Source organism: Kitasatospora sp. NPDC048365 (genome assembly GCF_043200835.1).
Taxonomy (GTDB): Bacteria; Actinomycetota; Actinomycetes; order Streptomycetales; family Streptomycetaceae; genus Kitasatospora; species Kitasatospora terrestris.
On the sequence record NZ_JBICYJ010000035.1, the window covers coordinates 1 to 11,706 of the forward strand.

An 11,706-nucleotide genomic window follows, 5' to 3' on the forward strand; every position below is an offset into this window, starting at 1 on the left:
CCCCGCGGGCGCGCCCCCCCCCCGCGGCCCCCCCCCCGGGGGGGCGGGGCCCCCCCCGGGCCCCCCCCGGGGCCCCCCCCCCCCGCCCCGGGGGGGGGGCCGGGCCGCCCGCGCCCGGACGGGCGGGGACCGGGTCAGCCGGTGTAGGCGCCGAACGCCTTGGTGAAGGCCAGCGGCTGCTGGTCGATGCTGCTGCAGGTGGCGTCGGCGTACGCCTTGGCGCCGCCGGGGCAGGCCTTGTCGCGGGTGCCGGACCACATGGCCAGCCAGGCCAGGTGCTTGGTCTTGGCGAACTCGGCGAGCTGGGTGGCGTCCGCCACGGTGAACACCTCGGTGGCGACGTCGTTGACGCCGATCATCGGGGTGACCGCGGTCTTCGCCCACGCGGCGGCGTCGGAGAGGCCGAGCACGCTCTTGACCTGCGCCTGGGTGGCGGTGGCCGCGTCGATCGCGTACTTGCCCATCCGGCCCTGCGGGTTCGGGGCGACGCCGTCGCCGTAGTCCATCGCCATGATGTTGACGGCGCCGATGTCGACGCCGGCGGCCTTGGCTCCGCCGACCAGGTTGATGCCGTCCTGGGTCAGGCCGGTGGGCAGCGCGGGCAGGGTGAAGGAGACGTCGAGGGTGCGGCCCTTGCCGGCGGCGGTCTTCTGCAGCTGGGCGATGGCCTGGGCGCGGCGGGTGTTGGCGGCGGTGTTGCCGAGCGCGCCGCCCTCCACGTCGAAGTCGACCTTGGTCAGGCCGAAGGCGTCCACCGCCTTCTGGTAGGCGGCGGCCAGCTCGGCGGCCGAGGAGCAGGCCGTCGCCAGCTCGCTGCCGTTGGCGCCGCCGAAGGACACCCGGACGTCGCCGCCGGCCGCCCGCAGCGCGCCGATCTGGCCGGCGACCGCGTCGGCGGTCAGATCGGTGACCCCGCCCCACTTGGGCACGCAGCCGCCGCCGGAGACCAGGAAGGCCAGGTTGTAGGTCTTCACGCCGGTCGCCTTGGCGGTGCCGACCAGGTCGAACGCCGGGTAGAGCGAGGTGTCCACGTACGGCGCGAAGCGGCCGCCGGTGGTCGGGGCGGGCGTCGAGGTGGCGGTCGGCGTCGGCGCGGGGGTGGTCTTCGTCGCGGTCGGGGCCGGGCTGGTCCTGGTCGCGGTGGGGGCGGCGGTGGAGGCGCTCGGCGTGGGCGCGGCGGTGGTGGGCCGGCCGGACGGCGTCGGCGCCGGGCCGGTGCCGGCGGTGCAGGAGACGTTGTTGATCAGGCAGTTGCCGGGCTCGCCCTGGGCGGCGCCCGAGCCCTGGACGACGAAGCCGACGTTGACCGACTTGCCGGCCTCGATCCGCTTGTTCCAGTTCTCCGGCTTCACCGTGACGTGGCTGCCGGAGACGGTGAAGCCCGCGTTCCACAGCGAGGAGATCTGCGCGCCGGCCGGGAGGTCGAAGCTCAGCGTCCAGTCGTCGATCGGGCCCGAGGTGGGGTTGTTGACCAGGTACTGGCCGGTGTAGCCGGACTCCCAGACGCTGGTACGGCTGTACGCCGCGCCGATCGACGCGGCGCTCGCGGAGGACGCGAGGGCGACCACGCCGCCCGCGACGATCGCGGCGGCGACGGCGGACGCGCCGAGCACCACGCCCTTCCGGCTGCGCCGGCGGTGTCCTGCACGTCGGGTGGGCTGGCTCGTCATGCTCGGCGTACCTCCGTGATCGGCGACCTCGTCCCGCAGGACGCTAGCGGCCCCGACACCCCCGGATCGCCCTGCTCAGGCACTCGTAGCCCCGGCTTACGCCTCCTTTAAGGCAGGCGGGCGAAGCCGCACAGAACGCGCTCAATTCCTCCGCGTCAGCCGACGCCGGCTCTGCCGCGGCAGCGGTGCGGCCTCGCTCCGGGTCTGCAGGCGCAGCCGGATCTCCGCCCCGCCGAGCACCGCCGAGCGGCCGAGCGCGACGTCGCCGCCGGTGGCCTCGGCGAGCTTGCGGACGATGTCGAGGCCGAGCCCGGTGGACCCCTCCCCGCCGTGTCCCGCGCCGCGCTCGATCGCGGTCGCCGGGTCGGTGAAGCCCGGGCCCGCGTCGCCGACCAGGACGATCACCGAGCTCTCGGTGACCAGCAGGTCCACCGAGAACGCGGTGCCGATCGCGGTGTGCCGGAAGACGTTGCCGAGCAGCGCGTCCACCGCCGCGGCCAGGTCGCCGCGCTGGACGGGTACCGGCGCGGGCCGCTCGGCGCCGGCCAGCTGCCAGGCCCGGCCCTCGTCCTCGGCGAGCGCGGACCAGAAGCCGACCCGCTCCCGGATCACGTCGACGGCGTCGCAGCCGAGCACCACCGGCGGCGCGTCCTCCGGGTCGCGGCGCGCGGTGCGGATGATCTGGTCGACCTCGCGCTCCAGCTGCTCGACGGCGTGCCGGGTCGCGTCGGCGGCGTCGCCGTCGCCGAGCGAGGCGGCGTTCAGCCGGAGCACCGTCAGCGGCGTCCGCAGCCGGTGCGAGAGGTCGGCCGCCAGCTCGCGCTCGGCGGCCAGCAGGCGCACCACCCGGTCGGCCATCGCGTTGAACGCGTGTCCGGCCTCGATCAGCTCCTCCGGCGCGCCGGAGGCCGCCTTGCCGGTGACCGGCACCCGGACCGTCAGGTTGCCGGAGCCGAGCGAGCGCGCCGCTCCCGCCAGCCGCCGGGCCGACATGACGATCCGTCCGCCCATCCGGTCGGCGACCACGACCGACAGCGCGACCAGGGCGAGCGCGACGCCGGAGAGCACCAGCCAGGCCGTGCCCACGCCCCGGGTCAGGTCCCCGTCGGCGACGTACACCTCGACCACGGCGACCTGGCCGTTGTCGACGGCGAACGGCTGGAGCAGCGCGAAGCCGCCGGGGGCGCGGACGGTGCCGGCCCGGCCGTGCTCGACCGCGGCGGACAGGTCGACGGCGGCGACCCGGCCCTCGCCGACCACCGCGCCGGCCGGCAGGTGGACGGCGATCCGGTCCTGCGCGCCCGCGTCGGTGGAGGCCAGCGCCCGGGCGACGGCGTCCTGGTCGGTGGTGATCGCGAGGGCCGGACCGATCGCGGCGGCCTGCCGCTCGGCGGCGGTGAACGCCCGGTCGCGGGCGGTCTGCTGGACCATCAGCCCGAGCGGGATCAGGAAGGCGAGCGCGACCATGACGGTGCCGGCCACCGCGGCCTTCACCATCGCCCACCGCAGCGACCTGCGCAGTGCTATGGGCCGGCCCCCGGCCGGCCCGTCCCCCGTGAAACGGCTCATGTCGTGCACCCCACCGGCCCGCCCGGGGCTTCCAGCCGGACGCCGACGCCCCGCACGGTGTGCAGGTAGCGCGGCCTGGAGGCGGTCTCGCCGAGCTTGCGGCGCAGCCAGGACAGGTGGACGTCGATGGTCTGGTCGCCGCCGTAGGTCTGCCGCCAGACCTCGGCGAGGATCTCCCGGCGCGGCACGACCACCCCGGGCCGGGCGGCGAGGAAGGCCAGCAGGTCGAACTCCCGGCGGGTCAGGTCGAGCGGCCTGCCGTCGAGTACGGCCTCGCGCCGTTGCGGGTCGATGGCCAGGCCGCCGACCCGCAGGACCGGCGGCGCGGTGACGGCGCCGCCGCCGAGCCGGCGCAGCACGGCCGTCATCCGGGCCGTCAGGTGTTCGGGGGAGAACGGCTTCACCAGGTAGTCGTCTGCGCCGTCGTTCAGCAGCCGGATGATCTCGGCCTCGTCGTCCCGGGCGGTGGAGATGATCACCGGGACGTTGGTCAGGCCGCGGATCATCTTGAGCGCCTCGCTGCCGTCCAGGTCGGGCAGTCCGAGGTCGAGGATGACCAGGTCGCACCCGACTTGGGCGACCTCGCGCAGCGCCTCCAGGGCCGTCCCGACGCTGCGCACCGCATGGCCGGTCTCGGACAGGTGGCGGATGAGGGCGGAGCGGACGAACGGGTCGTCCTCGACCACGAGCACTGTTGCCATGGCCCTGCACGGTACGGCATCGGGTTGGAATGGTCTGTACCTCGGGTACCGGCAGCACGATTCACAACGGCTTCTGGACGTTTTCCGCAACGTTTCTTCCGATTGCCAGGGCCGCTGACCTGCCGGGGACGGGCATGCGGCAGGATGGCCCGCGATGCGAAGCGGACTGGTGCAACTGGGCGCTTGGGCGGCGGCCACCGGGGCGGCGGTGGCGCTGTCCTGGTTCGGCGTGCACGCGGTGCTGGCCGACACGGTGTTCGAGCAGCCGGTGGCGCTCCCGCTGCCCTCGGCCCACCCGTCGCCGGGCAGCGGGTCGCCGACCGACCCGCCGACCACCGGCGCCACCGCGACCACCCAGGCGGCCGTCCCGGTCAGCTCGGCTCCCCCGCCGAGCAAGCCCTCGACGCCCGCCACGCCCGCCACACCCACCACCCGCAAGCCCAGCCCCACCGCCTCGGTGCACAGCTACGCCGTCCCCGGCGGCCGGGTCGCCCTGGACCTGCGCCAGGACCGCGCGGACCTGGTCTCGGCGACGCCGGAGGCGGGCTGGCAGATGCAGATCTGGCACGGCGACCAGTGGATGCGGATCGACTTCTCCAAGGACGGCCGCACCAGTTCGGTCTTCGTCACCTGGAACGGCCACCCGCCGGACGTCCAGACCGTCCCGGGCTGACCGGCCGGCGGCACGGGCCTCAGGTCGGCCGCCGGCACAGGCCTCGGACCGGCCGGCGGCCCGGGCCTCAGAGCGCGACGTACCCGGGCAGGTAGGGGCCGAGGTAGCGGCCGCGGTCGACCAGGGTGTGGGTGGCCGGGCCGAGGGCGACGGTGGCCAGCACCACGGTGCCCCAGTGGTCGCCGCTCTCGTACGGCTCGGTGACCGGGTCGGCGCCGCGGTCCACGGCATAGTCGAAGGCGGCGTACGCGTCGTCGACCCGCAGCGCGAGGTCGACCACGCCGCCGCTGCCGGGCACCAGCAGCTGGCGCAGGCCCGGGCCCTCCATCAGGTAGCTGCCGAGCCCCGGGTGGTGGGCGGTGCAGCGCAGCGCCAGGGCGGTGCGGTAGAGCTCGGCGCTGCGGCCGGGGTCGGGTACGGCGAGGACGACGGCGTCCAGCCCGGCACAGGGCTCGAACGGGTCGTCGTCGAGTGCGAGGTACGTCGGCGCGGTGAAGATGTCGGTCACGGCGGTCCCTCCCCAGGGTGTCCCGCGGCCCGGTGTGGGGGCCCGCACCGCGGGGTGTGGAGGAGCGTGGCGCGCACCGCGGGGTTGCGCAACTGTTCCGATTCCTCCTGGTCAAGCTGTGCCGTCGGACCGGAAAATGGCAGGCGACGCTGGACACTTTGCCCAAGGGACGGAGCGACCGTGCACTCTCCGAGCGATGCGATCGACGCGCTCGACGGAAAACTGATCAGACTCCTCAGCGAGGAGCCCAGGATCGGCGTGCTGGAGTGCTCGCGCCGGCTCCAGGTGGCCCGCGGCACCGTGCAGGCCCGGCTGGACCGGCTGCAGGCGAAGGGCGTGATCGGGGGCTTCGCCCCGCAGGTGGACCCGGCGGCGCTCGGGTACCCGGTGACCGCGTTCGCCACCCTGGAGATCTCCCAGGGCCAGGGCGCGGACGTCCGCGCCCACCTGTCGGCGGTGCCGGAGGTGCTGGAGCTGCACACCATCACCGGCCACGGCGACATGCTGGTGCGGATCGTGGCCCGCTCCAACGCCGACCTGCAGCGGGTGATCGACCGGGTGGTGGGCTTCGAGGGGATCGTCCGGGCCTCCACCGCGATCGCCCTGGAGAACCCCGTGCCGTACCGGATCCTGCCGTTGGTGGAGCAGGCCGCGGGCGAGTGAACCCGGACGGGCCCGGCATACCGGCCATTCCGGGCCTTCCGGGCGGGTCTGCGACCATCGTGCGATTTTTGGCATATGCCCGGCGACTGTGCACGCGAAGATCGCAGCCATGAACCCACAGAAGACCGTCGCACCGCGGAGCCGCACCGCCGGGTCGACGGCCCCCACCGCGGAGACACCCACGCTGATCACCTCCGCCCAACGCGCCCTCAGGCTGCTGGAGGCGGCCGCCTGCCACCCGGCCGGCGCCACCGCCAAGCAGCTCGCCCGGGACACCGGGCTGGCCCTCGGCACCGCCTACCACCTGCTGCGCACCCTGGTCCACGACCAGTACCTGGAACGGGTCGACGGCCGCTACCTGACCGGCCCGGCAGTCGCCGGACTGGCTCGGGAGGACAGTCCGACGGCCGGCCGCACCCGGCTGAACCGCCTGCTCGGCCGGCTCGCCCACGAACTCTCCGCGGCCGTCTACTTCTCCTGGTACAAACACGACGAGGTCGAACTGGTCGCCGCCGCCGCCGCACCCGGCGCCCCGACCGTCGACGCCCGCGGCTTCCGCGCGGCCGCCCACGCCCACTCCGCCGGCAAGACCCTGCTCGCCCTGATGTCCGCCGAGGAGCGCCGGGCCCACCTGGCCCGCTACCCGATGGTCCCGTTCACCCCGTACACCCTGCGCGACCCCGCCCACCTGCCGCTGCTGCCCCGGCAGGGCCCGCAGCGGGCCGCGCCGATCACCCAGTACCAGGAGTACCTGCTGGGCTTCGCCGGCGCCGCCGTCCCGATCGTGCTGGGCAGCGGGATAGCCGCGGTCTCGCTCTCCCTGCCGATGACCCAGGCGCACCGCTTAGCCCAGGCCGCGGCGCAGCTGCGCACCCGGATCGGCGACGACATCACCACGGCCGCGTTCGGGCTCTGACCCGGACACGGACCACCGGCCACGGATCAGCAGTGCGGGACGGTGCCACTCCCGGAGTGCAGGGCGATCAGCGCGGCGACCGAGCCGGCCAGCGTCTCGACCGGGACCAGGCGCAGGCCCTCCGGGGTGTTCACCCGGGCCTCCGCGCACTCGCCCAACGGCACCAGGAAGACCGTGGCACCGTCCCGGGCCGCCGCCAGCGTCTTCAGCGGCACCCCGCCCACCGCGCCGATCCGGCCGTCGGCGTCCACCGTGCCGGTGCCCGCCACGACCATGCCGCCGGTCAGGTCGCCGCCCTTGCCGTCACCGTCCAGCTTGTCGATGATCCCCAGCGCGATCATCTGCCCGGCGCTCGGCCCGCCGATGTCGCCCAGGTTCACCGTCACCTTCACCTGGGACGGCGACAGGTGGAGATAGCCGAGCGCCGCCAGCGTCGCCGCGTCCTGCGACTCGGTCATCTGCCGCTGGGTCTCCTCCTGCGCGTCCGCCGGATCGCTCTCGGGGTAGACCTGGTCGGTCGGGCGCAGCGCCTCGTCCTCGTTGGCCCACGCCTCCAGCGCCCGGCGCAGGCTCAGCTTCTGGTCCGGGTTGGTCGCCGAGATCGTCGTCGCCCGCAGCTGCCCCGTGGTGGTCCGCACGGGCGCACCGCTGATCGTGATCACCTGCTTGCCCTGGTACTCCCCCAGGGTGTCCACCGTGACCCCCGGCTGCGTCAGCGTGAACGGCAGCGGGACGAACGCCCCCACCAGGAGCAGCACGCACACCATCAGCGAGCACAGGGCCAGGGCGCGGGTCTTCGGCGCGGTCACGAACGCGGGCAGCTTCTGAGCAGACACAACCCGCATCCAACCACGCCGGAGCGCCCCCGCGACAAAGGCTCAGCACACGGCCGGGCCGCGGCTCAGCGGAGCGCGTCGGCCACCTCGGTCGCCGCCTCCACCACGCGCGGGCCGACCCGCTCGGGCACCAGGCCGTTGAGCATCACCACACCGACGCTGCCCTCGATCCCGCTCAGCCCGAGCAGGGCCGCCGCGGCCCCGCTGGCGCCGGACTGCTCCTCCGCGCGGGTGATCACGAAGCCCTGCTCCGGACGGCGCTGGTTCGGGAAGGTCCGCGCGTCCAGGATCGCCCGGCCCGCCGCGCTCTCGGTCAGCGGGTGGCGCAGCCCGGTCCGGTACGCGACGTGGAAGTCGGTCCAGGTCGGCTCGACCACCGCCACCGCCAGCGCCTCGTTGCCGTCCACCAGGGTCAGGTGCGCCGTCGCACCCAGGTCCTCGGCCAGACTGCGCAGCGCCGGCAGCGCCGCCTCACGAAGCAGCGGGTGCACCCGGTGCGCCAGGCGCAGCACGCCCAGGCCGACCCGGGCCCGGCCGCCGATGTCCCGGCGGACCAGCCCGTGCTGCTCCAGCGTGGCGAGCAGGCGGTAGACGACGGTGCGGTTGACCGCGAGCCGGGCGGCGAGCTCGGTGACGGTCAGCCCGCGCTCGGAGTCGGCAAGCAGTTTCAGTACCCGGACGCCTCTGTCCAGCGTCTGGGAAGTCTCAGCAGTCACGACGCGCAATTCCTTTCCGCGGCGTCGCCGGCCCGCCGGCAACTACCGGGGCCGGGACGGAGGTTGTCGCGCGCAGGTGGGTGTCCGCGCTGGAGCGCATGCGTCGGCGCCATCGACGAGCGCACATGCTCTGCGGGCTCGTCTCGGTCGGGGTGGGCTTCGAGTGAGCGTGGGGAGAAAGTAGTGAACCGAAGGTGTACTGCGGAAGTGCTTGTCCAAAATCCGATCTGGATCGTCGCAGATTCGAGATTTGACTAGGGACGAATTGACCCATACCCGCCACGAAATTCGAACGAAAGTTCGACCCCACTCCGCACTCCGGACACCCCACCCGCCGCAGCCCGATACGCCCGCCGCAGGCGCAGCCCGCCGGGCGCAGCCGGCTGCGCCCGGCGGAGCCGGGTGTCCGCCGCGGGGCGGCGGCGGTCACGCGAGCAGGTTGCGGAGCACCGTCCAGGCCAGGGCCGTGCCCAGGATCAGGGCGACGGTCGGGCGGCCGGGGCGGAAGCGCCAGGTGCGGCCGGCGAGGCCGTGGCGGAGCCAGGTGAGGTAGAGGAGTGCGACCAGCGGGAGGGCCAGCAGCAGGGCGGCGTTGTCGTGCCAGGCGGTGGCGAGGTCGCCGTGCAGCAGGTCGTACGTCATGCGGGTGCCGCCGCAGCCGGGGCACTGCAGGCCGGTGATCCGCCGCCACGGGCAGAAGGGCAGCCACTGCCCGGGCAGGTGCGGGTCGCGCCCGTAGAGGTACGCCGCCCCGGCGAGGCCGGCGCCGAGGACGGCGAGCGGCGGGGCCGCGGCGCGAACGCGGCCACCCCCGCCGGGTGCCCGGCGGGGGTGGGGGGTGTCGCGGTGGTGCGGCACGGGTCAGGCGCGCAGCTTGCGGCCCTGGGCGTCGGTGCGGTCGTCGCTGACGAGGAAGAGGATGCCGTCGATCAGCGACCAGATGCCGAGGCCACCGCAGGTGAGGAGCTGGGCGACGGCCATGCCGACGTGGCCGGTGTAGAAGCGGCCGATGCCGAGGGTGCCGAGGAAGATCTGCAGCAGACCGGCGACGAGCTTCGACTTGTCGGACAGCTCGGGGTTGTTCTGGTACGACACGGTGGCACTCCTCCTGACGGCTCGCCGCAAATCGGGACAAGCCGTCTCACTGACTGAACGGTTGTCAGGCCGCGTCCCCCCGTGGAGGCCCGCTCACGCCTGGGCACGCCGAACAGTAGCGGATGATCTCCGCGATGTCTCCACGGTTTCTTTGCCGGCGCATGACCCGTGCGGCGAACGGCTCTCAGCCGACCCGCAGCAGGCCCTCCCTGATGGCCGCGGCGACCGCGGCGCCGCGGCTCTCCACGCCGAGCTTGGCGTAGATGTTGGTCAGGTGGCTCTTGGCGGTGGCCTCGCTGATGAAGAGCTGGGAGGAGATCTGACGGTTGGACAGCCCGTCGGCGAGGAGCTGCAGCACCTCGACCTCGCGCCGGGAGAGGCTGGGCGCGGCGTTGCGCATCCGCCGCAGCAGCCGGGTGACGGCGACCGGCCCGAGGACGGATTCGCCGCGGGCGGCGGCCCGGACGGCGGAGACGAGGCCTTCGGCGGCGGTCTCCTTGCCGAGGAAGCCGGAGGCGCCGGCGTCGATCGCGGCGAAGATGTCCTGTTCGGCGGCGAAGGCGCTGAGTACCAGGACGGCGGGCGGGTCGGCGAGGGAGATCAGGGAGCGGATCAGGTCGACGCCCTGGAAGAGTCCGGCGCCGAGGTGCATGTCGAGCAGGACGACGTCGGGCCGGTCGTCGCCGCGCAGGGCGGCCATCAGGTCGAGCAGTTCGTCGTCGCCGGCGGCCTCGCCGACCAGCCGGATGTCGGACTCGCAGGCGAGCATGGCGCGTACGCCGAGCCGGATCGCCGGGTGGTCGTCGACCACCACGACCCGGATCGACTTCGAGTCCGGCCCAGGCATGCCGCGGCTCCTGTGTGGTGCTGGTGGGGGAAGGGGGAACAGTATGGCAGGGCGGAAATATGGTCAGACAAATCGTCTGGACGTTTTCCGCGGCCCGCGTGTCGAATACTCGAATTCCACCCGCAGTGTGGTACCGCCGCCCGCACCGCCCTCCACCACCATCCGGCCGCCGAGTCCGACGACCCGTCGGCGCAGCCCGTCCAGGCCGATTCCGCTGCCGCCCGAACCGCCCCGGCCTGCGGCCAGGCCGACGCCGTCGTCGCGCACCGAGGCGCGCAGCCGGTCCGGCAGGTGGTCGAGGTCGACGGTGACACGCTCGGCCGCGGCGTGCCGGATCGCGTTGGAGATGCCTTCCCGCATCGACCAGAGCACCACGCTCTCCACCGGCAGCGGCAGCCGGCGCCGCGCGCCGCTGACCCGCAGTCGGATCTCGGGCACCCGCGGCTCGCTCAACCACCCGACCCCCGGCCCCATGTCCAGGAGTTGACGGGCCGCCACCATGTGACGGCGGCACAGTTCGACGTACTGCTCCAGCGCGGGGACGAGGCCGCCCTCGGCCAGTTCGGAGACGGCGGCGCCGGCGGTCAGGTCCTGGGCGTGGCCGAGGGCAAGCACGGTGGTGCGGTGCAGGGTGCGCAGCCGCTCGCGGGCCACCTCGTGGCCGGCACCCTCACCGGTGAGCGCGCCGTCGGCGGCCCGGGCCAGCATCGCGATCCCGGCGAGTTCTTGCGCGATGGTGTCGTGCACCTCACGCGCGATGCGTTCGCGTTCCTCCAGCCGGCCGGCCTCGCGCCAGCGCTCGGCGAGCGCCGTCAGAACGGGGACGCGCGTGTTCCGCAGCCGAAATCCCCACATATCACTTTCCCCGGTAGGTCGTCCACCGCCGAACCGCCTATTTCTTACCACCCTATGTGCGGAATTTCCTCCCCGACTGTCGAATGATGTAACGGTTCGGTCAAGCGGGAAGGCTTGGACGTGAAAACGACGACCGAATCGTGGACACGGGGGAACGAGATGCGTCATCAGGACATGTCGGACGGCCGGGAGCTGCCGGAGCACGGCATCGGCCGTCCGGCCGCCCTGGCCGCCCGGCTGGCCATGGAGCTGGACGGCGGGCACGGCCTGGCCTTCCACCTCCCGGTGGACGTCGCGTACACCGCCGCCGACCCGCTGGTGGTCGAGCTGACCTTCCTGCTCCCCGGCGACGCGCCGGTGCGCTGGACGGTCTCCCGCGAGCTGCTGCTGGACGGCATCAGCGCCCCGGCCGGCGAGGGCGACATCCACGTCTGTCCGGACGAGCAGGATCCGGGCCTGGTCCGGATCCTGCTGCGCGCCCCCGGCGGCGAGGCCCTGCTGACCACCCGGGTCGCCGCCCTGCACGAGGTGCTGCTGCGCACCGACCTGCTGGTGCCCTTCGGCGCCGAGTGGTCCGAGTCCGACCTGGACCAGGAACTGGCCCACATGCTCGCCGCCAACTAGGCCCGCGGGCCGGGCCCGACTCCCCCGGGCCGG

14 protein-coding genes are annotated in these 11,706 nt (G+C 74.0%); 4 read left to right on the forward strand and 10 right to left on the reverse strand.

What is annotated here, in order from left to right; genetic code table 11:
* Window positions 1–134: 134 nt before the first annotated feature.
* The 3 genes from ACGFX4_RS29500 to ACGFX4_RS29510 form a co-directional block, all read right to left on the reverse strand.
* The gene (locus ACGFX4_RS29500; RefSeq protein ID WP_393080607.1) at window positions 135–1,670 is read right to left on the reverse strand and encodes a cellulose binding domain-containing protein; all 1,536 of its coding nucleotides are present in this window, start codon (window positions 1,668–1,670) and stop codon (window positions 135–137) included.
* A 141-nt stretch (window positions 1,671–1,811) separates the two neighbouring features.
* Complete coding sequence (locus tag ACGFX4_RS29505) at window positions 1,812–3,179, reverse strand: histidine kinase dimerization/phospho-acceptor domain-containing protein (protein ID WP_393080770.1); 1,368 nt, start codon at window positions 3,177–3,179, stop codon at window positions 1,812–1,814.
* 56 nt (window positions 3,180–3,235) lie between these two features.
* Window positions 3,236–3,940, reverse strand: coding sequence for a response regulator transcription factor (locus tag ACGFX4_RS29510; protein ID WP_345697318.1), 705 nt, complete (start codon window positions 3,938–3,940; stop codon window positions 3,236–3,238).
* A 154-nt stretch (window positions 3,941–4,094) separates the two neighbouring features.
* Here ACGFX4_RS29510 and ACGFX4_RS29515 point away from each other — a divergent pair, with 154 nt between their 5' ends.
* On the forward strand, window positions 4,095–4,613 hold the full coding sequence (locus ACGFX4_RS29515; protein ID WP_393080610.1) for a hypothetical protein: 519 nt from the start codon (window positions 4,095–4,097) through the stop codon (window positions 4,611–4,613).
* Between the two features lie 67 nt (window positions 4,614–4,680).
* On the opposite strand, the gene ACGFX4_RS29520 is transcribed toward ACGFX4_RS29515, so the two are convergent.
* On the reverse strand, window positions 4,681–5,121 hold the full coding sequence (locus tag ACGFX4_RS29520; RefSeq protein ID WP_393080613.1) for a VOC family protein: 441 nt from the start codon (window positions 5,119–5,121) through the stop codon (window positions 4,681–4,683).
* 180 nt (window positions 5,122–5,301) lie between these two features.
* Between ACGFX4_RS29520 and ACGFX4_RS29525 the strand changes: the two genes are divergently transcribed.
* Together ACGFX4_RS29525 and ACGFX4_RS29530 are read left to right on the forward strand one after the other, a co-directional pair.
* Window positions 5,302–5,784 (forward strand): Lrp/AsnC family transcriptional regulator, encoded by a 483-nt coding sequence (locus ACGFX4_RS29525; RefSeq protein WP_393080614.1) that lies wholly within the window; start codon window positions 5,302–5,304, stop codon window positions 5,782–5,784.
* Window positions 5,785–5,893: 109 nt separating this feature from the next.
* On the forward strand, window positions 5,894–6,700 hold the full coding sequence (locus ACGFX4_RS29530) for an IclR family transcriptional regulator (RefSeq protein WP_393080617.1): 807 nt from the start codon (window positions 5,894–5,896) through the stop codon (window positions 6,698–6,700).
* A gap of 26 nt (window positions 6,701–6,726) precedes the next feature.
* On the opposite strand, the gene ACGFX4_RS29535 is transcribed toward ACGFX4_RS29530, so the two are convergent.
* From ACGFX4_RS29535 to ACGFX4_RS29560, 6 genes are all read right to left on the reverse strand, one after another.
* Window positions 6,727–7,467: a S16 family serine protease gene (locus ACGFX4_RS29535; RefSeq protein WP_393080773.1), complete on the reverse strand. Its 741-nt coding sequence runs from the start codon at window positions 7,465–7,467 to the stop codon at window positions 6,727–6,729.
* Between the two features lie 134 nt (window positions 7,468–7,601).
* Window positions 7,602–8,252 carry a helix-turn-helix domain-containing protein gene (locus tag ACGFX4_RS29540; protein WP_345697323.1) on the reverse strand — a complete coding sequence of 217 codons (651 nt, stop codon included), beginning with the start codon at window positions 8,250–8,252 and terminating at the stop codon, window positions 7,602–7,604.
* A 426-nt stretch (window positions 8,253–8,678) separates the two neighbouring features.
* Window positions 8,679–9,110, reverse strand: coding sequence for a DUF2752 domain-containing protein (locus ACGFX4_RS29545; protein WP_393080621.1), 432 nt, complete (start codon window positions 9,108–9,110; stop codon window positions 8,679–8,681).
* A gap of 3 nt (window positions 9,111–9,113) precedes the next feature.
* Window positions 9,114–9,347 carry a TM2 domain-containing protein gene (locus tag ACGFX4_RS29550; protein ID WP_393080623.1) on the reverse strand — a complete coding sequence of 78 codons (234 nt, stop codon included), beginning with the start codon at window positions 9,345–9,347 and terminating at the stop codon, window positions 9,114–9,116.
* A gap of 184 nt (window positions 9,348–9,531) precedes the next feature.
* Complete coding sequence (locus tag ACGFX4_RS29555) at window positions 9,532–10,194, reverse strand: LuxR C-terminal-related transcriptional regulator (RefSeq protein ID WP_393080626.1); 663 nt, start codon at window positions 10,192–10,194, stop codon at window positions 9,532–9,534.
* 63 nt (window positions 10,195–10,257) lie between these two features.
* Window positions 10,258–11,049 carry a sensor histidine kinase gene (locus ACGFX4_RS29560; protein WP_393080628.1) on the reverse strand — a complete coding sequence of 264 codons (792 nt, stop codon included), beginning with the start codon at window positions 11,047–11,049 and terminating at the stop codon, window positions 10,258–10,260.
* A gap of 159 nt (window positions 11,050–11,208) precedes the next feature.
* Between ACGFX4_RS29560 and ACGFX4_RS29565 the strand changes: the two genes are divergently transcribed.
* Window positions 11,209–11,673, forward strand: coding sequence for an SsgA family sporulation/cell division regulator (locus ACGFX4_RS29565; protein WP_393080631.1), 465 nt, complete (start codon window positions 11,209–11,211; stop codon window positions 11,671–11,673).
* Window positions 11,674–11,706 lie beyond the last annotated feature (33 nt).